The following is a 21837-nucleotide window of genomic DNA, read 5'->3' as shown; positions in this document are numbered from 1 at the left end:
ATGAACAAGAAGCTATTCGTTCTTCTCGTCATTCTTATGAGTATGTCCCTGGTGGGGATCATATTCGTTCAAGTGTATTGGATACGGACATCCATAAACGACAAGGAAGAACAATTTTCAAGGACAGTCACGGATATATTGGACAAAGTGGCCAGTAGGGTGGAAATGAAGGAGATGAAAGACTATTCCGATCGTTTGGCTTCACTTGTGGATAGTATTGGTCAGCCCAAAAGTACCCAGTTCAGGAATTTTTTGTTCGTGGACCGGGATTTAAACTCTGATGAGATTCTTTTTTATTCCCACGGAATCCTTGAAGAAGATTACAATATAACATCTACGTTCTTTGATAACATAGGCGGAGAGGAAGATACCACTACGTTTAGGAACTATACCAGCAAGCGTACCAAGGCCATATTCAAGGAAGAATATGGATTGGATGGAAAGAGTTATAGTTTGACCCCTATTCAGAGGGCGGAAAAGATAGGTGGACTTTCCAAGATAGACAAAGCGGCATGGGAGGATGTTTTTATGGAATATGCAAAGACCAGGCCCATCCATAAAAGAGTGTCCAACCAAGAATTGGAACTTCTGTTGAGTCAAGAGCTGAAAAATAGGAATATTGACATTGATTATGAGTATGGGGTGTATAGTCAAGGCTACCCTACCAAGATCAGGTCCAAAAAGTTTAAGTTTTCGGGGACCAAGATGTACAAAGCCCCAATTTTTAAGGATAGCGAAGGGTTTACCAATTTTTCTTTATTGCTTACGTTCCCCAAGATGGATAAGTTCCTATTCAGCTCCATTATGGGAATGGCGCTATTGTCCTTGATATTCACTTTGGTGATTTTGGTGGCGTATTCCAGTGCGATATACCAGTTGATAAAGCAAAAACAGATATCTGAGATCAAATCGGATTTCATCAACAATATGACCCATGAGTTCAAGACTCCCATTGCCACCATCAACTTGGCCGTGGAAGCCATTCGCAATCCAAAGATCATAGAGGACAAGGAAAAAGTGTTGCGGTATCTGGGGATGATCAGGGACGAGAACAAACGTATGCACGCCCAAGTGGAAAATGTTTTGCGCATATCCAAATTGGAGAAAAACCAGCTGGATATCAGTAAGGACAGGGTAGACTTGCACGACATTATTGGTGACGCCATTGCCCATGTGGAATTGATAGTCCAAGATAGGGGAGGTTACGTGAACGCCCATCTGGATGCGGAAAGATCGGAGATTTTGGCCAATGACATGCACATGACCAACGTCATCGTGAACATTTTGGACAATGCTATAAAATACTCTCCGGAGTCCCCTAAAATAGATGTGTACACCGAGGTGGTGAAAAACAATATCATTATCAAGGTACAGGACCAAGGGGCGGGGATGAGCAAGGCCGTACTTAAAAAGGTTTTTGAGAAGTTTTACCGGGAACATACCGGTGACATACATAACGTAAAGGGCCATGGATTGGGATTGGCCTATGTAAAAAGAATAACAGACGACCATCAAGGCGAGGTTTATGCAGAAAGTGAAAAAGGAAAAGGAAGCACCTTCTTCATAAAACTCCCACTAATTTAAAAGCAAACTATGGAAACAGAAAAAAAGAAGATATTATTGGTGGAGGACGACCCAAATTTTGGGATAGTCCTAAAGGATTATTTGTCCATGAACGACTTTGATGTGGTTCTGGCCAAAAACGGAATGGAAGGTTTTGAAAAATTTAAAAAGGACAATTATGACGTCTGTATCTTGGATGTGATGATGCCTTATAAAGATGGATTTACCCTTGCCAAGGAAATCCGTGAAAAAAACGAGAACGTTCCCATCATATTCCTTACCGCCAAGACCATGAAAGAAGATGTGCTCAAGGGATATAAGGCCGGTGCGGACGATTACCTGAACAAACCTTTCGATTCTGAGGTGTTGCTCATGAAACTTAAAGCCATACTTCAAAGAAAGGCATCCAGCACTTTGGCGGACAGCAAGCAATTTGAGTTCCAAATTGGAAACTTCCATTTGAATTCCAAACTACGGTTTCTAAAATTCAAGGATGAAGAGCCTATTAAACTCTCTCCCAAAGAAAATGAACTATTGCGTTTGCTGGCCTTGCATGAGAATGATTTGATGCCCCGTGAATTGGCATTGACCAAAATCTGGAGAGACGATAATTATTTTACTTCCCGAAGTATGGACGTATATATCGCCAAGCTTAGAAAATATCTAAAACGTGATGATACGGTAGAAATCCTCAACATTCATGGAGAAGGGTTCAGATTGGTCATCAAAGCTGAAAATCAATAGAAAAGAATTTTTAAATACTGTGAAGCCGTCCCTTGGGGCGGCTTTTTTTGTGCTGAAAGTTCCAGATTTAAATGAATAAGTATACCAGGCATACGGAAAGCATTCCCACAACAGATAAAATGGTGGTCATTACGGTCCAAGACCTAAAGGTCTGTTTTTCTGAAATACCTAGGTACTGTCCCACCAGCCAAAAGCCGCTATCGTTCACATGGGAAAAAATACTGGCCCCTGAAGCAATGGCGATGACCATACAGGCCAATTCCACAGAATTCATTCCTGAATTGACCACCAAAGGTGAAACCAATCCGGCGGCAGTGATCATGGCCACGGTAGATGATCCTTGGATGACCCGAACGATGGCTGCACTGATATAGGCGAAGATCAGAATTGGTATTCCGGCATTGCCCAATGAGGTGGCCAAAAGTTCCCCAGCTCCAGTATCTGTCAAGACCTGTTTGAAGACACCGCCTGCGCCTGTCAACAGTATAATGGTTCCCGCCGGGGTCAAGGATTTGGTCGATATCTTAAGAAGCTGGTCCTTGGAAAACCCTTTGCGGATACCAAATACATACCATGCCAGCAAATTGGCAATGATCAAGGCTGAAAAAGGGTGGCCGACCAAGGCAATGAAATTCAAAACGGATGCATCCACTTTGAACGTCCCTGCCGAAAATAAGGTGTTGGTGAGAATCAATATGATGGGAAGGCCTATGATCCATAGCGTCTGACCGATTTGGGGAAGTTTAATGGGCTTTTGGTCCTCAATCTGTTTTGGTGCTTCAACGAATATTTTTTTGGAGATGTACTTTCCAAAGACCAGTCCCGCAATCAGGGCCGTGGGAATTCCAGCCAAAAAACCCATTAAAATGACCCAACCCAAATCCACTCCTATGATGTCGGCTACGGCAATGGGACCTGGCGTGGGCGGGATGAAGGCATGGGTTATTGCCAATCCGGCCAAAAGGGGAATGGCATATAGCAATAGTGACTTTCCTGTCTTTCGTTGCAGAGCATAGATCATGGGCACCAGAATAATAAAGGCCACATCAAAGAAAACCGGAATGGCAATCAAAAAACCCGATACGACCATGGCGGCGGGGGCATTTTTCAACCCAAATTTGGAAATCATGAAGTCCGCAATCGTCTTGGCTCCACCCGATGCTTCCAAGATGCCTCCGAAAATGGCTCCCAGCCCAACTACTGTGGCTACAAACCCTAGTGTGCCACCCATCCCTTTTTGGATGGTGTCTATCATCTGCTTGGCGTCCAATCCTGCAATCAACCCTACGGCAATACTTCCGATCAAGAGCGCTATAAAAGCATGTATACGAAGCTTTAAAATCAAAAAAAGAAGAATGGCAATGCCTGCAATTACGGCAACAAACAAATTGGTATCGGTCATTTGAGTTGTTTTAGGACTTCTTGCACAATTTGATCGGGCTGTTGTGCTATGGATACGGCAATGGCCTTGGAAGGAGGTTCCAGGGCCTCAAATTGCGTCTTCAATAGGGCAATGGGCATAAAATGATCTTTTCTGTTCCCCAAACGGGACTTGACCAAATCAAAGGACCCGTTCAGGTAGATGAACTGCATATCACTTCCCATACCGGCCCTTAAAAGGCTCCGATAGGCCTTTTTTAGCGCAGAGCAGGCTATTACGGCCCCAACATCGTGCTGTTGCAGGGCCAATTGGTTCAATTTTAGGAGCCACCCTTTTCGGTCATCATCATTCAACGGCTTTCCAGAAGCCATCTTGTTGATGTTTTCTTCGGGATGAAAGTCATCCCCATCAAAAAAAGGATATCCCAATTGTTCCGAAAGCAACTTGCCCACAGTGGTTTTACCCGTGCCGCTTACCCCCATGACCACAAGCACCTTAGTCTTGGTCATGGTGAAGGCTTTTTAGTTGGTCCGATACCGCTGTAAGAATATCTGTTGGTTTTGTATCGTGGTTCACCCAGAGTATGTTTTCGTTTTTTCGCAACCAAGTCAATTGCCGCTTAGCAAAGCGTCTGGTGTTCTTTTTGATTTCGGAAACGGCAACTTCCAAGGAACAGTGTCCATCAAGATATTCAAAAAGTTCTTTGTAACCAACTGTTTGTAGTGCATTTAGATGTTTGTGGGGATGCAATTTTTTGGCTTCTTCCAATAATCCAGCTGCCATCATGAGGTCCACACGGGTGTTGATACGTTCATAAATGGTTTCCCGTGGTGCTGCAATGCCTACATACAGGGTTTTGAACGCTCTTTGGGGTTTGTTTTGGTTCAAAAAAGAGGAATAGGGTTTGTTGGCGGTGATGCAAACCTCCAATGCCCGTATCAAGCGATGTGGGTTTTCCAGGTCCACGATACGGTAATAGGCAGGGTCTCTCTTTTTCAATTCGTCCTGAAGACTTTTTAGCCCCTCTTTTTCCAATCGTTCGTTAAGGGACTCCCGGGTTTTTGGGTTTACTTCCGGGAATTCATCCAAACCTGAGACTACCGCGTCCACATACAATCCACTTCCACCTACCATGATGGCCACATCCATTTTTTGGAACAATGCGTTCAACAACGCAATGGTCTCTTTTTCAAAATCCCCTACGGAATAAGGCTCAAAAATGCTTTTGTGTTGGATGAAATGGTGCGGAACGGCCTTCAATTCCTCGGAAGAGGGAACAGCTGTACCAATTTCCATTTCTTTGAAAAATTGCCGGGAATCCGCGGAAACAATTTCACTTTTAAAGTGTTGCGCCAAGAAGATTCCCAAGGCGGTCTTTCCTATGGCCGTGGGTCCCACCACTGCTATCAGTACTTTGGAACTCATAATGAATGGCCACAGTTATAGCAATGCGTGGCATCGTCACGATGCCCTTCGGCGGAACAGCTTGGGCACGCCTGGGTGTTTACATGAACCATGTTTTGGTCATCTGCCCGTCCCTTTTTGCTACGGGAAAACTCTGCAGTGACAATTCCTGTGGGAACGGCAATGATACCGTATCCCAAAATCATGATCACTGTCGCCATAAATTGCCCTAGACTGGTCTGTGGGGCAATATCGCCATAGCCTACCGTGGTCAGGGTCACAATGGTCCAATAGATGCTTCGGGGAATACTGGTAAAACCGGCCTCGTCCCCTTCAATAAGGTACATTAAAGTACCCAAGATTACGGAAAGGATTAGGACCACATAGATGAAAACGGCAATTTTGGTGCGGCTGGCCTTCAAAGCCGACTGTAATTGTGAGGCCTCCCCGATGAACTTTACCAATTTCAAAATCCGGAAAATCCGCAAAAGGCGGAACGCCCGCACGGCCAAAAGTACCTGCGACCCGGCCAGAATATAGCTGATGTATAATGGGATGGTGGAAATAAAGTCGATGATGCCGTAAAAACTGAATATATATTTCCACGGCTTTTTTATGCTGATGACCCGGGCAATGTACTCCAAACTAAAGAAGATGGTAACCCCCCACTCCAAGGTCAATAGTGTTTTGTGGTAGTTTTGGTCAATGTCCTTCACACTTTCCAGCATGACCAGGATTACACTAAGAATGATCAAAAAGAACAGGGCAATGTCAAATAACCTTCCCATGGGGGTGTCCGCTTCATAGATGATTTCATGAAGTTTCATTTTCCAACCGGGCTGTGCATTCTGTTCTTTCAAGGTTAAGGGGTTAACGCTATGGTTTTGATCCTATGGTTCTTTCGCAAATAAGATTCAATGATAAATGCGGTGTTCTCATCATTCGACATGGTCGTCATTATGGATTCCAATATATGAATATTATTCATTTGATGATTGAGTTCCACATATCCAAAGCCTTGAAGTTGACCGTTTTTTATGAGGATGAAACTTCGTTCCCCGGTTTCCCTGCCTCGGTCCACAAGCACCACGTTCTTGCTGTGGATGCTATATCTGTTGAAGGCGGAGTTGACTTTTTCATTGCAGTTATGTACGGTTTCCTCGGTATCGCTATCCGCTGTCTTTTTATCAAAAGAAGAGGGGCAGAGGTCAAACTCGGACTGTATCCGATCTAAAAAGTTCTTGGCGGAGGCAACTCCGTTGAACCGTATCTTTTGGGTGGCTTGGGAAGTACCGTTTTCGATGCCCAAAGTAATGTGCCCTGAACCATTCTTGTTGAAACTTACAACATGGGAAAAGAGTTTTCTTTTCTTGTTTCCATTGTGACGGGGGGTGGTCTTCCGCAATTCTTGGTATTCTTTCAAGAGGGCGATCAATTCACTTCCGGTAGGCTCGTATGAGACCCTTTTGGTCTCCTTTTGGAGTTTTCGGGCCAGACCTCCCACATTGGTAAAGTGTTGGTTGACCCTTTTTTTGATGTTGGTGGTCTTTCCCAGAAAAATGATGTCTCCTTCTTTATCATGCATATAATACACCCCTGTTTCCGAGGGGAGGGAAACCACCATATCCAGCTGATTGGGGGAGAGTTCACCATAGGCCGCTTCGCGAATGACCTCTTTGATGATGCCCTTGTCGGAATCCTTGCTTAACAAAAGCTTAAAAAGTTTAACAGTGGCAATGGCATCCCCGTTGGCCCGGTGACGGTCGCTCATGGGAATCCCAAGGGAACGAGCCAATTTTCCCAAACTGTGCGATTCCGCATCCGGAATCAATTTTTGGGACAGGTCTACGGTACATAAGGTTTTTCGTTGATAGTCGTATCCCAAACGCCTGAACTCGGTCCTGAGGATACGGTAATCAAACTGGGCGTTATGGGCCACCAAGATAGCCCCCTCCGTAATCTCTACTATTCGTTTGGCCACCTCATGGAATTTTGGCGCGGAACGAAGCATTTTATTGTTGATTCCCGTGAGTTTGGAGACAAAGGGTTGGATTTCACGTTCCGGGTCAATCAGACAGATAAACTTGTCCACTACCTGGTGCCCATCAAACCGATGGATGGCAATTTCCATGATACCTTCCTCATTGTATTTTCCTCCGGTACTTTCAATGTCGAGTATGGCGTACATGAAACTGCTTTGCTGTTTTATGAATAGTTTCTGGTTCCAAAGATACTACTTCCAATACGTACCATGGTGCTTCCTTCCTCAATGGCCAGGGTATAATCCCCGCTCATTCCCATGGAGAGTACCGAAATATCGGAAAGCTCTTGCTTTAGCGAGTCAAAAATAACCTTAAGGTGGGCAAACTCTTTACGGATTTGGGTTTCATCCGAAGTATAGGTGGCCATGCCCATCAATCCTTCAATTTTTATATTTTCCATGGCTTTGAAGGTTTCGGATTGGACGAGTTCTTGCAATTCCGATTGATCCAGCCCAAATTTGGTGTCCTCTTCTGCAATATGCATTTGTAGCAGACAAGGAATCACCCGGTCGTGTTTTTGGGCCTGTTTGTTGATTTCCTGCAACAGCCGCAGACTGTCCACGCCATGGACCAACGAGACAAATTCGGCCATGTATTTTACCTTGTTGCGCTGCAAATGGCCAATCATGTGCCACTCGATATCCTTGGGGAGCGTTTCCCATTTTTGGGTCATTTCCTGTACTTTGTTTTCACCAAACACCCGCTGTCCGGCCTCATAGGCCTCCATGATGGCTTCATTGGGCTTGGTCTTGGAAACCGCTACCAAGGTCACTCCTTCGGGTAATTCCGTTTTTATGGCTTTCAGATTATCCTGTATTGACATAAGTGTTTTTAAAATTCGTAAATCGCCAAACCACTTCGTAGTTTAGGCTCAATATACGTACTCTTGGGGGGCATCACCAAACCGGCATCGGCAATGGCCTTGATTTCTTCCATGGTTATGGGTGCCATGCTAAATCCTACCGCAAATTCCCCCTCATCCACACGTTCCTTCATCGCAATGGGGCTGCCCTTGCCATGACCATAGGAGATGCGTTGGTCGTTCCGTAGGTCCGTTATCCCTAAAATAGGCTCCAAAATGGTCTTGCACAGAATTTGAGTGTCCAATCTGCTCAAGGCATCCGTAAAGGTATAGTTGGTCCTTCTAAGATGGAGTGAATAAAATTCGCCGTCCAAATACATGCAGAAATGATGTTTTTTGAGAGGTCTTCGGAATCCATTTTCCTGTTTTTCAATTCGAAAATATCCATCCAACTTAATCAAGAACTCCTTTGCGGTAAGACCATTTAGGTCTTTGATCATACGATTGAACCCATGGATTTTAATGTTTGACTCTGGAATGAGGTACGCCATAAAAAAATTATAGGAGTCATCGTGGGTGTGGGCTTTGTTTTGTTGCTCCATTTTTTTGGCCAAAAGATTGGAAGAAGCACTGCGATGATGTCCATCGGCAATATAAAGAGCTTCCTTTTGGTCGAAAAGTGACTCAATTTGTCCAATGGTTTTTGGATCTGAAATCTTCCACATCTTGTGGTTTACCCTATCAGGGGTAGAAAAGTCGAATTCAGGTGGATGCTGGATTTCCCTTTGAAAAATCCCATGGACCTGATTATCATCTTCGTAGGTCATCAAAACGGGTTCGGCATTGAAGCCAACGGCATGCAAATAGTCGGCAAAAAGTCGCTCCCGGAGTTGAATGGTATCCTCATGTTTTTTGATGACATCCGTCCGATAATCCATTACACTGCAGGCGCAAAAGAACCCCAAACTTGTGAAATCATCTTTTTCAATTTGATAGAGGTAAAAACAAGCTTGTTCGTCTTTTTGGAAAATATGTTCCTCCAAAAACTCCAAATAGCGATTGTGGACCAATCGGAACCGCTCTTTTCCAGTAATGTTCTTATCAAACTTAAACCCGGGGTTGATGATGTGTAGAAAGGAAAGTGGATTGTACTTCAATACCGATTTCAGTTCATCTTTGGAATATTCCTCATACGAACGTGATGCCACAAAGGAGACTTTGTCCTTGGTAGGCCTTATGGCCTTAAAGGGTCTTACTAGGGCCATGCAAATCTATTTGAACTGCGTAGAAACATGTTCCGCTTTTCTGGACTCGGAATAATCGTAAAAACCTTCACCTGACTTTATACCCAATTTCCCGGCCATGACCATGTTCACCAATAGGGGGCAAGGGGCATATTTTGGGTTTTTGAACCCATCGTACATCACGTTCAAAATAGAGAGGCATACATCGAGTCCAATAAAATCCGCTAATTGTAGAGGTCCCATGGGATGTGCCATTCCCAGTTTCATCACCGTGTCTATTTCATGGACACCGGCCACTCCGTTGTAGAGGGTCTCAATGGCTTCGTTGATCATGGGCATAAGAATGCGATTGGCCACAAACCCGGGATAATCGTTCACCTCAGTTGGAGTTTTTCCCAACTTTCTGGAAAGGTCCATGATGGTCTGGGTCACCATATCCGAAGTGTTGTATCCTCGAATGATCTCCACCAGTTTCATGATGGGAACCGGATTCATAAAGTGCATTCCAATGATCTTGTCCGGACGTTGGGTAACCGCACCGATTTGGGTGATGGAGATGGACGAGGTATTGGTGGCCAAAATGGTGCCTGCTTCGCAGATTTCATCCAAATCCTTAAAAATCTTTAGTTTGATGTCCAGATTCTCCGTAGCAGCCTCGACCACCAAGTCTACAGAGGAAACTCCATCCTTCAAATCGGTATAGGTGGTAATATTGCCTAAGGTGCTTTCTTTTGTGCCTTGGTCAATGACCTCCTTGGCCAACATCCGATCTAAATTCTTGGTGATGGTGGCAATCCCTTTGTCCAGGGAAGCTTGAGAAATATCAACAAGATTGACTTGAAATCCATTTTGTGCAAACACGTGGGCGATTCCGTTGCCCATAGTCCCTGCACCGATCACTGCTATGTTTTTCATGGTATTCGGATTGAACGTATGTCAGTTCGAGCATAGTCGGGAACGACATACCTTATTTTTCAAACGATTCTATAATCTGTAGGGCCACTTGAAGGGCTTTTGCGCCTTGCTCCAAGGTCACTACAGGTGTGGTCTCATTTTGAATGGCATCGGCAAAGGTTTCCAGCTCATCCAATATGGCATTGTTTACCTCGATTTCCGGGTTTTCAAAATAGATTTGTTTTTTCTCTCCTTCGGCATTTTGTAGGATCATGTCAAAATCACCAGGATTTTCAGGGGCATCCTTCATTTTTACCACCTCTACCTTTTTCTCCAGAAAATCCACGGAGATATAGGCGTCTTTTTGGAAAAAACGGGATTTTCGCATGTTCTTCAAGGAAATACGACTGGCGGTTAAATTGGCCACGCAACCATTTTCAAACTCTATTCGGGCGTTGGCGATGTCCGGGGAGCTACTGATTACGGATACCCCGCTGGCATTGATTTGCTTTACACCAGAGTCCACCACACTTAAAATCACATCAATATCATGGATCATAAGGTCGAGCACTACGGGAACATCGGTACCCCTTGGGTTGAACTCCGCCAGACGATGGGTCTCAATGAACATGGGTTGTCCGATTTTATGCTTTACCGACAAAAAAGCCGGATTAAACCGCTCTACATGTCCCACTTGGCCCTTTACAGCATGCTTTTTAGACAAGGCAAGCAACTCTTGGGCCTCTTCATAGGTGTTGGTGATGGGTTTCTCAATGAAAATGTGCCTTCCTTTTTCAATGGCCTTTTTGGCGCAATCGAAATGGGAAAGGGTAGGGGTAACAATATCCACCACATCCACAGCATCCATCAAGGTGTTGATGTTTTCAAAATAGGTATAGCCAAATTCGGCCGCGACCTTTTTTGCATTGATCTCATCCGGGTCGTAAAAACCAACAAGTTCATACTTTTCCGATTGGTTCAGGAGACGTAGATGGATTTTGCCCAAATGTCCCGCACCCAGGACACCAACTTTTAGCATAGTATCTGTTTTTGTCAAAAATAAGGATATGGCGGCACTCTTCCATAAAAATAAGACGGGAACCAAGGGAAAGTTTTTGGAGAACTTTTTAAATTCGTGGACCAGACCAATACCATGAAGGATACGCTTAAGCACAGGGGCATGCGCAATAAGTTGGCAGAATCGCTGTCTGCCAAGGGAATAACGGACAAAAAGGTGATCGAGGCCATCAAAACCATACCAAGGCATCTGTTTTTGGACAGTAGTTTTGAGGATCATGCCTATCAGGACAAAGCCTTTCCCATAAGTGCGGAACAAACCATATCACAACCCTATACCGTGGCGTTCCAAACGGAATTGCTCCAAGTGAAACCCAATGATTCCATTTTGGAAATTGGAACGGGGAGTGGGTACCAGACCGCCGTATTACTCCATTTAAAGGCCAAAGTATACACAATTGAACGCCAACAGGAGCTTTTTAAGAAGACCCGATTGTTTTTCAATAAGATGCACTATCGACCCAAGAAGATGATTTTTGGCGATGGGTACAAGGGATTGCCGGAAGAGGCTCCGTTTGACGGCATCATTGTGACTGCCGGTGCGCCGGAAGTCCCCAAGGCACTCATGTCCCAACTAAAAGTTGGGGGTAGGTTGGTGATTCCCGTTGGGGTAGATGAGCAAGTCATGACCCTTTTTATACGAAAATCGGAAAAAGAATTTGAAAAACAGGAACTGGGTGCTTTTCGGTTTGTGCCCTTGTTGGAGGACAAGAACTAGTTGTTGAAATCTTTCTTGATTCGGGAAAGATTGCGTTTGTTGTCCCGGTCTTTGATGGTTTCCCGTTTATCGTACTGTTTTTTACCCTTGGCCAATCCAACGTTCATTTTGGCAAGACCACGGTCATTGATAAAGAGATTGAGCGGGACAATGGTAAGTCCGGTGGTAGTGACTTCTTTTCGGAGTTTTCGGAGTTCTCCTCGATTCAGAAGTAGTTTTCGTTCCGCTTTGGGCATATGGTTGTAATGCCCGCCATGACTGTATTCATCTATCTGCATATTGATCACAAACAATTCTCCCTTGCTATTGAACTCGCAAAAACTTTGGGATAGGTTGGCCTTTCCCAATCGAATGGATTTGATTTCGGTACCGCCCAGCACAATACCAGCGGTGTAGGTGTCCAAAATCTCGTAATCGAATCGGGCCCGTTTGTTCTTTATGTTGATGTTTTTCATCATGGAGGGCAAAAATATAAACTCTTCGCCAAGAAAATTGTAATGTTGTGGCTTATTTTACGATTATCTATAAAACCCAAACCATGAATAGATATGTTGCGGCCCTTTTGTTGGTCACATTCCTTGCCTGTAAAGAAAAACCAGAAAACAATTTGATTGCCCAGGATATAGTGGATAAGTCCATAGCGGTAAGTGGAGGTGGACTTTATGCCGATCATAACACCTCTTTTGTATTTAGGGACCGTACATACCTTTCTGATTTCGTTGAAGGTAAAAAAGTACTCAAAAGAACATTTCAATTGGATTCCGTGACCATTACCGATGTGAAAAACGGGAATGATTTTGAACGGTTTTTAAACGATTCCCTAGTTGCGGTGCCCGATACTATGGCGGTCAAATATGCCAATTCGGTTAATTCCGTGCACTACTTTTCCCGCTTGCCGTATGGCTTGAACGATGCTGCCGTAAACAAGGAGCTCCTTGGGGAAGAATCCATTGTTGGAGAAACATTTTACAAAGTAAAGGTGACGTTCGACCAAAACGGTGGTGGTGACGATTATGACGACACCTATGTGTATTGGTTTGATAAAGAAACGTTTAAACCGGAATACCTGGCCTATGACTTTCATGTAAATGGAGGGGGGCAACGGTTCAGGAAGGCATACAACGAGCGGTACGTGAACGGTATCCGATTTGTGGATTATGAAAACTACAAACCCAAGAAAGAGGGTTCGGATATCCTGGATATTGGCAAACTGTTCAGCAGCGGGGACTTGGAACTGCTTTCAAAAATTGAACTTACGGATATTACGGTGGAAAAGGATTAATCCATTTTCAATCGGAAATCGGTGGGAACACCGTCAATGATGCGAACAATGAAAAGACTGCTATTGTCATTGTCATCCATCGGGCTGTATTTATCAAACCCTATCATCTTGTTCACAAAGGCCGGTGTGGTATTGCTATGCCCAACCACTAAAACGTTTCGTCCTTCATTTTCGGCTTTAAATGCATCAATATCAAGGCTATTGGGGTCGTAGTATTTAATATCCACATTTTTTTTGACCGAAGTTGGGGCGGCGGTCATGGATGTGCGTTCGTAGTTGGTGGAATAAATGACATCAATGGAAATGGGGTCAAAAACCTCGGCCCAACGAATGGCACGATCTAGCCCATCTTGGTTCAGCTCTGGATCGGGGTTTTCTGCATCTGTTCGATCCTTTTCTGCATGTCGTATAAAATAAAAGGTGGAGATGGTGGGATCTTCCGCAATTTTCGTATCTTCTTTGCAACTGATGGATGCTATCAGTAAAATTGCAAGGGCAATTAGAGGCTTAATGGTCCGCATAGTATTATTGTAAAGTTCCCGCGTTTTTGTCATTTTGATTTTAAAAGTAACGTTTAATTTTTATTTTTTCGCATGCCAAAGATTTTGTGTCGCCTTTCTTTGTTACTGGTTTTTGTTTTCGGAGAGGCACAGGAAGTGGAACTGCCCTCGGATTTTAGACAGCATACCCTTACCCAGTTCAATGCCAACCTCCTTAATCCAACCTATGCCCAGAATTGGAACAATCCCAATTCCCTTGCAGTTTGGTCGCGTTGGCAATGGCAGACCATAGACGGGGACCCCACCACCATTTTTGCCAATTACACCCATCAAATCAGTGAAGTCTCTACCGGGAGTTTGGGTTTTTTGCAGCACAACACAGGTGTTTTTTTGGATATTGGAGGTAACCTCAATTATGTATACAAGTTTTCGTTTGGTGATGGCATTGCCGTATTGACGGGGGTTAACGTTTTCGCATCGCAACGCACCCTGGCTGATGACTTTTTTATGTCCGATGTAGGGATTGATCTGACCCAGTTGGAAGCTGCCGAAGGTTTTATGGTACAGTTTTCCCCGGGAATCCGGCTTCAGGCCAATCAGTTGGGTGTGGGACTTGCCTTTGAGAATGCCATAGGGGTAGGGGCTAACGATAGTGATATTTTGGAAGCCTCAAACTTTAAGACCATTGTAGGTAGCCTGAATTACGATGTTCCCACATCTTTTTTATCAGGAACGGGTAACAGTTTTATCCGCCCTATGGTGTACGTTAAATCCATTCCGGATGGTGATACCCAGATTGGTGTCAATGGATTGCTTTCAACGCCAAAAGTATGGTTGCAGGGAGGATATAACAGTTTTTATGGAGCCTCGGCAGGATTGGGAGTGACCCTCGGAGGGGCTTTTTCCGTTGGGGGGCTCATGGAATTTGGGACCGACACTTCGCTTAGTGGGGAGGACCCGACTTTGGAGTTGTTGGTGGCGTATCGCTTTGCAAGGCAAGAAAAGCAGAAAAAGGAATCTGAAGAAGAACAAAAGGAAGAAGAAGAGGACACTGCCATTACAAAGATGACGGAAGAGCAATTGCAGCAGGAACGGGAAGCTTTGGAGGAAAAGAAACATTTGGAGGAAGAGCAAAAGGAACAAGAACTGATCAGACAGCGTTTGTTGGTTGAGGAGCAGCGAAGAAACGATTCCATACAAGAAGCACAGGCGTTGGCATTGCAGCGGCAATTGGAGCAACAGCGTCAAGATAGTTTAGCGCGCCTACAAAAGGAAAAAGTGGCCGTTCAACCCAATGAAAGATATGAGGAAGTCGCCCAAGCCGATGGTCTGGTACCCGGTTTTTACCTCATTGCCAATGTCTTCGGGACCAAAAAGTATTTTGAAAATTTCATGAAGACGCTCCAACAAAAAGGGTTGGAACCCAAATCTTTTTACCGAAGTGCCAACAAGTATAACTATGTGTACTTGGAACGGTACAATACCATGGAAGAAGCCCGAAAGGCCAGGGATAGTAAGTTTTCAGGCAAATACCCCGATAAAACTTGGATTTTTAGGGTGAAAGCAGATTAAGGAAGACTACTTCCGTATCTCGCTACCTACCAAATGCTCCAAATAGGTAATGGTGTTGATTAGATATTTCCGATCCCGGGTCATAGTGCTCATGGCAATGGCCCCTTGAATCATGGTAAATAGTTGTTTGGCAAACTGGAGAGGAGGAACAGGTAATTTGATTTCTCCATTTTTGGCACCGTTCTCAAGTACCAGCGCTATTTTTCCTTCAATTTCCTTTATGGTCTCTTTTACAGCCGCGGCCAAAAGTTTATTGTTGTTTTGGGCATCCACACCTACATTGAGAATGGGGCATCCGCCCAAGGGTAGGGAAAAGACATCGTATTGCTTGTAGAAGGCCATTAGGGAGAATAGCTTTTCCATGGCATTGCCCTCCACATCAAGTTTCTCATCAACTACGGCCAGTAAATGGTTCCGATTATACTCAAAAGCGGACAGGGCAAGGGCTTCCTTGTTCTCAAAGTTGCCGTAAATGGCCCCTTTGGTGAGGCCTGTGGCGTCGGTAAGATCGCTCATACTGGTGCCTACATAGCCAAACCTATTGAATATAGGCGCTACGGTCTCAATAATATAGGCAGTGGTACGCTCTGCTTTTTTTGTCATGGTGGTCTAGGTTGGTTGAGGGGTAACTAAGATATAAAAAAACACATACTGCACGGTATTTTACAAAAGCAAAAGCCCCCACTTTAACAAAATGGGGGCTGTTCATTTTAAAAATTGGGTCTTATTCCACCAATTCGTTTTGGTTTCTGAAGACCAATTGGTCATCGAATGAATCCAAAAGTACAATGTTATCGGACTTTATCTTTCCGGCCAATAACTCTTTGGATAAGTTATTGAGCACTTCTTTCTGGATCAATCGTTTTACAGGTCGTGCACCATACTGGGGGTCGAATCCTTTTGCGGCCAAATAGTCAATGGCTTCCGAGGTGGCATCCAAAGTAATGTGCTGTTTGGCCAACATTTTCTTCAAATTGTTCAATTGAAGCCCAACAATATCCTTGATGTCTTTCTTGTTCAACGGAGCGAACATGATAATATCATCGATTCGGTTCAAAAACTCGGGACGGATGGTCTTGCGCAGCAACCCCATGACTTCTACGCGGGCTGCTTCCGAGGCACTTTCTATATCCACGGCATTTTCAAACTTCTCCTGAATGATATGGCTTCCCATGTTGCTGGTCATAATGATGATGGAGTTCTTGAAATCCGCCACACGACCTTTATTATCGGTCAATCTTCCTTCATCCAATACCTGTAACAGGATGTTGAAGGTGTCAGGGTGTGCTTTCTCAATCTCATCCAACAAGATTACGGAATAGGGCTTTCTACGGACGGCTTCGGTCAACTGACCTCCCTCGTCGTATCCCACATATCCCGGAGGTGCCCCTACCAATCGGCTTACGGAGTGGCGTTCTTGGTATTCGCTCATATCAATTCGGGTAATGGCGTTTTCATCATCGAACAAATAAGCGGCCAAGGTTTTGGCCAACTCGGTCTTACCAACCCCTGTGGTTCCTAGAAACAGGAAGGAACCAATGGGTTTTTTGTCGTCCTGCAATCCGGCCCTACTTCTACGTATGGCATCCGATACGGCTACAATGGCCTCATCCTGGCCGATGACGCGTTTGTGGAGCACATCTTCCAGTTGCAAGAGTTTCTCGCGTTCGCTTTGCATCATCTTGGTAACGGGAATCCCGGTCCATTTGGCAACGACTTCGGCGATATCCTCATAGGTCACCTCTTCTTTGATCAAGGTGCCGGCGCTTTGTTGCTCGGCAAGTTCCTCTTGGAGTTTGTCCAACTTTTCCTGTGCATCCTTGATCTTACCGTAGCGTAGCTCAGCCACTTTTCCGTAGTCACCGTTACGTTCGGCACGTTCCGCTTCCAATTTAAAGTCCTCAATGTCCTGTTTGGTCTTTTGGATATTGTCCACCACGGTTTTTTCGCTTTCCCATTGCGCAAAAATTTCGTTGCGTTCCTCTTTGAGATTGGCCAGCTCCAAGTTCAAGGTTTTTAACTTTGCCTTGTCATTTTCACGTTTAATGGCCTCTATCTCAATTTCCAACTGCATGATCTTTCGGTCCAAAACATCCAGTTCCTCGGGTTTGGAGTTGATTTCCATACGTAATTTGGATGCAGCCTCGTCCATAAGGTCAATGGCCTTATCGGGCAAAAATCGGTTGGTGATATAGCGTTGTGAAAGTTCCACGGCGCCAATTACCGCCTCGTCCTTGATACGTACTTTGTGATGGGTCTCATATTTTTCCTTGATACCCCGAAGGATGGAAATGGCACTCTCGGTATCGGGCTCATCCACCATGACTTTTTGGAACCTTCGCTCCAAGGCCTTGTCCTTCTCAAAATATTTTTGGTACTCGTCCAAAGTGGTTGCCCCTATAGCCCGGAGTTCCCCTCTGGCCAAGGCAGGTTTTAAAATGTTTGCGGCATCCATGGCCCCTTGTCCACCACCGGCACCCACCAAGGTGTGGATTTCATCAATAAAGAGCACAATATTGCCGTCCGAAGAGGTCACCTCTTTAATGACGGCCTTCAATCGCTCCTCAAATTCTCCTTTATACTTGGCTCCGGCAATCAAAGCGCCCATATCCAAGGAATAGATAATCTTGTCCTTTAGGTTTTCGGGAACATCGCCCTGCACGATTCTGTGGGCCAAGCCTTCGGCAATGGCCGTCTTACCCACACCGGGCTCACCCACAAGCATGGGGTTGTTCTTGGTACGTCTGGACAGAATCTGCAGTACCCTCCTAATTTCTTCGTCCCTGCCAATAACAGGGTCCAACTTGCCGCTATCCGCCAATTGGTTGAGGTTTTTGGCGTATTTGTCCAAGGAATTATAGGTCTCCTCGGCACTTTGGGAGGTCACTTTCCCTCCTTTGCGCAATTCCTCAATGGCAGCGGTAAGGTCTTTTTCGGTTACCCCTTGATCCTTTAGGATTTGGGCAATCTTACTTTTTGATTTGAAGACCGCCAGCAACAGGTGCTCCACGGATACAAATTCATCACCCATCTTTTTGGCGATGATACTGGCTTCGTTCAAGGTTTTGCCGCCCTCACGGGACATCATGATCTCGCTTCCCGTTACTTTGGGAAAACTCTGAAGTTCCTTATCCACAATCTGATTGACGAGGGAAGTATTGACATTCAGCTTTTTTAGGATGAACGGCAATACGTTTTCATCCACCTCGGCAATGGCCTTGAAAAGGTGTTCGTTCTCTATTTGTTGATGGCCATGCTCCTGGGCCAGTTGTTGGGCCCTTTGGATGGCTTCCTGGGATTTTATGGTAAAATTATTAAAGTTCATAGTGTACTGTTTTTTATGGATGATGTCAACAACCTTACCAGAGAAGGAGCACCGTCAAAATGGCGGTAAATCCTTGGATTTATAAGACATTTCGTCAGTTGTAAGGTTTTTGGTTCTGCTCGACATATCGCCTAAATTTGCAGCATGGGATTATTTGACAATGTATTTGGAAAACGCGAAAAAGTTCCAAATAAAGATACAAAATCGGCTTGGGTTTCTTTGACGACCCAAGATCAATTGGAAGAGATAAAAGAGCGTTCAAAGGAACGAACACAACTCATCTTTAAACATTCCACAACTTGTGGCATCAGTGGGATGACCTGGCGTATGTTCAAGGATTCCCATGACTGGGAAGAACACTGCGACCCCTATTTTTTGGACATCCATGCACATAGGGACCTATCCAATGCCATAGCCTCCATGTATAACGTGCGGCATGAATCCCCACAACTATTGATCGTTAAGGGAGGGGAAGTTTCCTTTCACACCTCGCATGGGGCCATTACGGATATCAATATTGGGGATTACCTATAAAAAAAGCCCCGAATCGGGGCCTTTTTTTAATTGAACTGATATTTTGAGACAATGCCTTTCAGGCGTGTCTTGAGATCTTCTCCGGCATCGTAGACCATTTGCTCGTTGGACGGGAAAGGTACCTCCCTGGCATTCAAGTATACCAAGAGGTCATCTTCCAAGGCTCTTTTATCGCCTTGAAAGTTGGCGAAAATGTGTTCGAACACAAATTGGCTGGATAAGGGGTAGGCGTTGATTTCCTGCCCGTTCCTTAGATCGGTAAATCGGACCTTGGCGCCAATCTGGGCACTTTTACTTTGTGTAAATTGAAAGAATTTACAGGTTACGGTGCGCATTTTGTCCACTTTGATCTTGTTGCCCAAGCTGTCCTTTACTACATTTCCATTTCGGTCCAATAGGTATTCCCAACCGTCCTTAATCTGTCTTTCCTTGATGATCTGGGTCTCGTTCACACGCTCTGGGGAAACATTGATTTCCATAAAGTCCAGGTTCATGGCGTAGTCATACTTTATATTGGACAAGGGGTTGGTGTGATATTGCAACCAAAAGTTGTCGATTCCGAAAGCGTTGAAGTCCAAAAGTTCATTCTCCAAGCGTTCTGGGATGATCTGTTCGGTCTGGTTGGCGATATCCACCCTAACAAATTCCAGTCCTTTATTATAGGCCTCATCCATTTTGGCAACGGTGGCCTTATATCCAGGGTTGATTTCCTGTAGGTAGTTCAAGTCATCATAGGCGGCCCTATAGTCTGCCTTGGTCCTGGCACTGGAAAGTAGTCCCAGGGCATTGTTGTATAGGTGCTCCGAAAGGTCGTCCTTGGTATTCAGGATTTTGGCATCATAGTTCACAAAACTGAAGCGTGCATCGCGTCCTTCCTCATAAAGGGTCAGCGGTAATAGGGGCCTGATCCGTTGTTGGATTTCCTTTAACTGCAGATATTTGTTGTAGATGGTTTCCAGATTGGCCGGATTCCCATCGTTCTGAAGAAATGAAATCTCTGCTTGTTCCCTTTGGGTGTTTTTGGCAAAAGCGTCCTCCAATAGGACGATATAGGTCTGATTACCTTTTTTGGTCTTGTTTTCTGCAAGGTTTTTTATGGCCCTGTTCATGGCCGAAACATAGTTTCCTGTGTTCAGCGCTTCTGAGGTCTTCTTGACACCGCTACAGGCTGCCAAAAGCGTGATGATGCTAAAAAGTAGAATTTTTTTCATGGTCGTTGAATTTATTTGGTTGTGTTATTGTTTTCAACAGCTGTGCCAAAAACCCACAACTTATAAACGAAAAAGGACGAACGGTAGTATATGTTCGATGAAATGACCTAAAAATAGCTTGTTTTCAGTGGGTTATGTGAAAATGGAAATTGTTGATTCCTGTTTGAAAAAATCACATACTCTTCCTTTTTTTTTGGAATTATTCAGTAAGCAATTCGTAATTTTAGCCCTTGTTAAATTTAATTGCCAAATGCAAAGAGACCAGAAGATTTTTGACCTGATAGCACAGGAAAGGGATAGACAAATAGAAGGATTGGAACTGATCGCTTCCGAAAACTTTACCAGCCCACAGGTAATGGAGGCTGCAGGATCGGTACTGACCAACAAATATGCGGAGGGTTACCCCGGAAAGCGCTATTATGGGGGTTGTGAAGTGGTAGACCAGGTAGAGCAATTGGCCATTGACCGCGCCAAGGAACTTTTTGGTGCCGAATATGCCAACGTACAGCCACACTCTGGCTCACAGGCCAATTCTGCGGTGTACCATGCGTGCTTGAAGCCCGGTGATACCATTTTGGGCTTTGATTTGGCACACGGAGGGCATTTGACCCACGGCTCGCCCGTGAATTTTTCAGGTAGATTGTACCGTCCCGTTTTTTATGGGGTGGATGAAGAAACCGGAACATTGAATTACGACAAGATCCAAGAGATTGCCGAAAGGGAAAAACCAAAATTGATCATTGCGGGCGCCTCTGCCTATTCGCGTGACATGGATTTTGCCCGTTTCCGTGAAATAGCCGATAGTGTAGGTGCCATTTTAATGGCAGACATCTCGCACCCAGCGGGATTGATAGCAAAAGGCATCTTGAACGACCCTATTCCACATTGCCATATTGTGACCACCACCACCCACAAAACCTTAAGGGGACCAAGGGGAGGTCTTATTTTGATGGGAAAAAACTTTGATAACCCATTCGGGATCAAACTAAAGAATGGTAACCTCAGAAAAATGTCGGCCCTATTGGATTTGGCCGTGTTCCCAGGAAACCAAGGAGGGCCTTTGGAGCACATCATCGCAGCCAAAGCAGTGGCTTTTGGTGAAGCGCTTACCGATGAGTTCCTTCACTACATGATCCAAGTGAAAAAGAATGCCGAAGCCATGGCCAATGCTTTTGTAAAGCGGGATTACAAAGTAATCTCTGGAGGTACGGACAACCATATGATGCTCATCGATCTAAGGAACAAGGATATCACGGGAAAAGACGCCGAAAAAGCTTTGGAACTTGCCGCCATTACAGCGAACAAGAACATGGTTCCTTTTGATGACCAATCACCGTTCATTACTTCAGGTATCCGTTTTGGTACCGCTGCCATCACTACAAGAGGGCTAAAAGAAGAGGATATGGAGACTATCGTGGAGCTCATAGACCAAGTACTTACCAATCCGGAAGATGAAGGCAATATTGCCCAAGTACGGAAAAAGGTCAACGAGCTTATGAAATCAAGACCTTTGTTCAAAGGATAAGCATATACCTATAGAATAT

At 44.7% G+C, this 21837-nt stretch carries 21 protein-coding genes; 7 read left to right on the top strand and 14 right to left on the bottom strand.

What is annotated here, in order from left to right; translation table 11 throughout:
* Together F8C76_RS05445 and F8C76_RS05440 are read left to right on the top strand one after the other, a co-directional pair.
* Complete coding sequence (locus F8C76_RS05445; RefSeq protein ID WP_129652616.1) at positions 1-1584, top strand: sensor histidine kinase; 1584 nt, start codon at positions 1-3, stop codon at positions 1582-1584.
* Positions 1585-1593: 9 nt separating this feature from the next.
* Positions 1594-2307, top strand: a complete 714-nt coding sequence (locus tag F8C76_RS05440) for a response regulator transcription factor (RefSeq protein WP_116217884.1) — start codon at positions 1594-1596, stop codon at positions 2305-2307.
* Between the two features lie 67 nt (positions 2308-2374).
* Here F8C76_RS05440 and F8C76_RS05435 read toward each other — a convergent pair whose 3' ends face one another.
* From F8C76_RS05435 to F8C76_RS05395, 9 genes are read right to left on the bottom strand one after another with little or no spacing between them, the layout of a single operon-like run.
* Positions 2375-3709, bottom strand: coding sequence for a GntP family permease (locus F8C76_RS05435; protein WP_152130784.1), 1335 nt, complete (start codon positions 3707-3709; stop codon positions 2375-2377).
* Positions 3706-4197, bottom strand: a complete 492-nt coding sequence (locus F8C76_RS05430; protein ID WP_152130783.1) for a gluconokinase — start codon at positions 4195-4197, stop codon at positions 3706-3708. The genes F8C76_RS05435 and F8C76_RS05430 overlap by 4 nt, the downstream gene beginning before the upstream one ends.
* The gene (gene miaA / locus F8C76_RS05425) at positions 4184-5113 is read right to left on the bottom strand and encodes a tRNA (adenosine(37)-N6)-dimethylallyltransferase MiaA (protein ID WP_152130782.1); all 930 of its coding nucleotides are present in this window, start codon (positions 5111-5113) and stop codon (positions 4184-4186) included. Before miaA ends, F8C76_RS05430 begins: the two co-directional genes overlap by 14 nt.
* Positions 5110-5919 (bottom strand): ion transporter, encoded by an 810-nt coding sequence (locus tag F8C76_RS05420; protein WP_129653329.1) that lies wholly within the window; start codon positions 5917-5919, stop codon positions 5110-5112. The genes miaA and F8C76_RS05420 overlap by 4 nt, the downstream gene beginning before the upstream one ends.
* A gap of 35 nt (positions 5920-5954) precedes the next feature.
* A complete protein-coding gene (locus F8C76_RS05415) occupies positions 5955-7280 on the bottom strand; it encodes an exonuclease domain-containing protein (protein ID WP_152130781.1) in 1326 nt (441 codons plus the stop codon).
* 17 nt (positions 7281-7297) lie between these two features.
* The gene (locus tag F8C76_RS05410; protein ID WP_152130780.1) at positions 7298-7957 is read right to left on the bottom strand and encodes a YggS family pyridoxal phosphate-dependent enzyme; all 660 of its coding nucleotides are present in this window, start codon (positions 7955-7957) and stop codon (positions 7298-7300) included.
* Between the two features lie 8 nt (positions 7958-7965).
* Positions 7966-9201, bottom strand: coding sequence for a DUF1015 domain-containing protein (locus F8C76_RS05405; protein ID WP_152130779.1), 1236 nt, complete (start codon positions 9199-9201; stop codon positions 7966-7968).
* 6 nt (positions 9202-9207) lie between these two features.
* Positions 9208-10095 carry a 3-hydroxyacyl-CoA dehydrogenase family protein gene (locus F8C76_RS05400; protein ID WP_152130778.1) on the bottom strand — a complete coding sequence of 296 codons (888 nt, stop codon included), beginning with the start codon at positions 10093-10095 and terminating at the stop codon, positions 9208-9210.
* Between the two features lie 52 nt (positions 10096-10147).
* On the bottom strand, positions 10148-11113 hold the full coding sequence (locus F8C76_RS05395) for a Gfo/Idh/MocA family protein (protein ID WP_129652607.1): 966 nt from the start codon (positions 11111-11113) through the stop codon (positions 10148-10150).
* 114 nt (positions 11114-11227) lie between these two features.
* Here F8C76_RS05395 and F8C76_RS05390 point away from each other — a divergent pair, with 114 nt between their 5' ends.
* Positions 11228-11869 (top strand): protein-L-isoaspartate(D-aspartate) O-methyltransferase, encoded by a 642-nt coding sequence (locus F8C76_RS05390; RefSeq protein WP_129652606.1) that lies wholly within the window; start codon positions 11228-11230, stop codon positions 11867-11869.
* On the opposite strand, the gene smpB is transcribed toward F8C76_RS05390, so the two are convergent.
* Entirely contained in the window at positions 11866-12327 is a 462-nt protein-coding gene (gene smpB, locus F8C76_RS05385; protein ID WP_129652605.1) for an SsrA-binding protein SmpB, read from the bottom strand. The two genes, F8C76_RS05390 and smpB, sit on opposite strands and share 4 nt — an antisense overlap.
* Positions 12328-12407: 80 nt before the next feature.
* Here smpB and F8C76_RS05380 point away from each other — a divergent pair, with 80 nt between their 5' ends.
* Positions 12408-13151 carry a DUF6503 family protein gene (locus F8C76_RS05380; RefSeq protein WP_170283983.1) on the top strand — a complete coding sequence of 248 codons (744 nt, stop codon included), beginning with the start codon at positions 12408-12410 and terminating at the stop codon, positions 13149-13151.
* Here the strand turns inward: F8C76_RS05380 and F8C76_RS05375 are convergent.
* Entirely contained in the window at positions 13148-13705 is a 558-nt protein-coding gene (locus F8C76_RS05375; RefSeq protein ID WP_249042363.1) for a SixA phosphatase family protein, read from the bottom strand. The genes F8C76_RS05380 and F8C76_RS05375 overlap by 4 nt on opposite strands.
* A 39-nt stretch (positions 13706-13744) precedes the next feature.
* Between F8C76_RS05375 and F8C76_RS05370 the strand changes: the two genes are divergently transcribed.
* Entirely contained in the window at positions 13745-15223 is a 1479-nt protein-coding gene (locus F8C76_RS05370) for a PorP/SprF family type IX secretion system membrane protein (protein WP_152130775.1), read from the top strand.
* Positions 15224-15229: 6 nt separating this feature from the next.
* Here the strand turns inward: F8C76_RS05370 and F8C76_RS05365 are convergent, their stop codons facing one another.
* The gene (locus tag F8C76_RS05365) at positions 15230-15826 is read right to left on the bottom strand and encodes a TetR/AcrR family transcriptional regulator (protein WP_129652601.1); all 597 of its coding nucleotides are present in this window, start codon (positions 15824-15826) and stop codon (positions 15230-15232) included.
* Positions 15827-15947: 121 nt separating this feature from the next.
* Positions 15948-18548 carry an ATP-dependent chaperone ClpB gene (gene clpB / locus F8C76_RS05360; protein ID WP_152130774.1) on the bottom strand — a complete coding sequence of 867 codons (2601 nt, stop codon included), beginning with the start codon at positions 18546-18548 and terminating at the stop codon, positions 15948-15950.
* A 144-nt stretch (positions 18549-18692) separates the two neighbouring features.
* On the opposite strand from clpB, the gene ytxJ reads away from it, so the two are divergent.
* Positions 18693-19082: a bacillithiol system redox-active protein YtxJ gene (gene ytxJ, locus F8C76_RS05355; protein ID WP_152130773.1), complete on the top strand. Its 390-nt coding sequence runs from the start codon at positions 18693-18695 to the stop codon at positions 19080-19082.
* A 26-nt stretch (positions 19083-19108) separates the two neighbouring features.
* Here ytxJ and F8C76_RS05350 read toward each other — a convergent pair whose 3' ends face one another.
* Positions 19109-20293 carry a hypothetical protein gene (locus F8C76_RS05350; protein ID WP_152130772.1) on the bottom strand — a complete coding sequence of 395 codons (1185 nt, stop codon included), beginning with the start codon at positions 20291-20293 and terminating at the stop codon, positions 19109-19111.
* 250 nt (positions 20294-20543) lie between these two features.
* On the opposite strand from F8C76_RS05350, the gene glyA reads away from it, so the two are divergent.
* Positions 20544-21818: a serine hydroxymethyltransferase gene (gene glyA / locus F8C76_RS05345; protein ID WP_152130771.1), complete on the top strand. Its 1275-nt coding sequence runs from the start codon at positions 20544-20546 to the stop codon at positions 21816-21818.
* Positions 21819-21837 lie beyond the last annotated feature (19 nt).

This window comes from Flagellimonas olearia (assembly GCF_009184425.1).
Taxonomy (GTDB): Bacteria; Bacteroidota; Bacteroidia; order Flavobacteriales; family Flavobacteriaceae; genus Flagellimonas; species Flagellimonas olearia.
The sequence above is the reverse complement of the archived record's forward strand: the minus strand, read 5'-3'. Positions and strand labels throughout refer to the sequence as shown.

Coding starts and splice junctions, on each gene's coding strand:
- F8C76_RS05445 (WP_129652616.1), top strand. CDS start 1: ATGAACAAGAAGCTATTCGTTCTTCTCGTCATTCTTATGAGTATGTCC.
- F8C76_RS05440 (WP_116217884.1), top strand. CDS start 1,594: ATGGAAACAGAAAAAAAGAAGATATTATTGGTGGAGGACGACCCAAAT.
- F8C76_RS05435 (WP_152130784.1), bottom strand. CDS start 3,709: ATGACCGATACCAATTTGTTTGTTGCCGTAATTGCAGGCATTGCCATT.
- F8C76_RS05430 (WP_152130783.1), bottom strand. CDS start 4,197: ATGACCAAGACTAAGGTGCTTGTGGTCATGGGGGTAAGCGGCACGGGT.
- miaA (WP_152130782.1), bottom strand. CDS start 5,113: ATGAGTTCCAAAGTACTGATAGCAGTGGTGGGACCCACGGCCATAGGA.
- F8C76_RS05420 (WP_129653329.1), bottom strand. CDS start 5,919: ATGAAACTTCATGAAATCATCTATGAAGCGGACACCCCCATGGGAAGG.
- F8C76_RS05415 (WP_152130781.1), bottom strand. CDS start 7,280: ATGTACGCCATACTCGACATTGAAAGTACCGGAGGAAAATACAATGAG.
- F8C76_RS05410 (WP_152130780.1), bottom strand. CDS start 7,957: ATGTCAATACAGGATAATCTGAAAGCCATAAAAACGGAATTACCCGAA.
- F8C76_RS05405 (WP_152130779.1), bottom strand. CDS start 9,201: ATGGCCCTAGTAAGACCCTTTAAGGCCATAAGGCCTACCAAGGACAAA.
- F8C76_RS05400 (WP_152130778.1), bottom strand. CDS start 10,095: ATGAAAAACATAGCAGTGATCGGTGCAGGGACTATGGGCAACGGAATC.
- F8C76_RS05395 (WP_129652607.1), bottom strand. CDS start 11,113: ATGCTAAAAGTTGGTGTCCTGGGTGCGGGACATTTGGGCAAAATCCAT.
- F8C76_RS05390 (WP_129652606.1), top strand. CDS start 11,228: ATGAAGGATACGCTTAAGCACAGGGGCATGCGCAATAAGTTGGCAGAA.
- smpB (WP_129652605.1), bottom strand. CDS start 12,327: ATGATGAAAAACATCAACATAAAGAACAAACGGGCCCGATTCGATTAC.
- F8C76_RS05380 (WP_170283983.1), top strand. CDS start 12,408: ATGAATAGATATGTTGCGGCCCTTTTGTTGGTCACATTCCTTGCCTGT.
- F8C76_RS05375 (WP_249042363.1), bottom strand. CDS start 13,705: ATGACAAAAACGCGGGAACTTTACAATAATACTATGCGGACCATTAAG.
- F8C76_RS05370 (WP_152130775.1), top strand. CDS start 13,745: ATGCCAAAGATTTTGTGTCGCCTTTCTTTGTTACTGGTTTTTGTTTTC.
- F8C76_RS05365 (WP_129652601.1), bottom strand. CDS start 15,826: ATGACAAAAAAAGCAGAGCGTACCACTGCCTATATTATTGAGACCGTA.
- clpB (WP_152130774.1), bottom strand. CDS start 18,548: ATGAACTTTAATAATTTTACCATAAAATCCCAGGAAGCCATCCAAAGG.
- ytxJ (WP_152130773.1), top strand. CDS start 18,693: ATGGGATTATTTGACAATGTATTTGGAAAACGCGAAAAAGTTCCAAAT.
- F8C76_RS05350 (WP_152130772.1), bottom strand. CDS start 20,293: ATGAAAAAAATTCTACTTTTTAGCATCATCACGCTTTTGGCAGCCTGT.
- glyA (WP_152130771.1), top strand. CDS start 20,544: ATGCAAAGAGACCAGAAGATTTTTGACCTGATAGCACAGGAAAGGGAT.